General features: G+C 67.4%; 1 protein-coding gene. It reads right to left on the bottom strand.

Annotation, left to right across the window (positions count from 1 at the left end; genetic code table 11):
* Window positions 1-93: 93 nt before the first annotated feature.
* The coding region (locus tag ACSNN7_RS29125) for a hypothetical protein (protein ID WP_436684237.1) at window positions 94-301 on the bottom strand (208 nt) is incomplete at its 5' end.

The following is a 301-nucleotide window of genomic DNA, read 5'->3' on the forward strand; positions in this document are numbered from 1 at the left end:
CCCCCATCGCCGTTCCCCGACCCGACCCCACCCCAGCCGCGCCCCACACCCACAGCCCTGCGCCCTCACCGCACAGCCCTGCGCCCTGCGCCCTCACTCCACCCTGTTGATCATGAAGTTAACGGCGGTTTCGATCTCCTTGACTGCCGCTAACTTCATGATCACCGCGGTGCTCGGGCTGGTCGGCGGGAGATCTTGGACAGTTGCCGTTCGGTCCGAACGGTAAGTGTCCAAGATTGGCTCGGACGAGGGTTCGTTCGGGCCGGATGCGCCGCTGGCCGGCACCCCGTCAGGGGTGCCG

The organism is Micromonospora sp. URMC 105 (assembly GCF_051386295.1).
Lineage (GTDB): Bacteria > Actinomycetota > Actinomycetes > Mycobacteriales > Micromonosporaceae > Micromonospora.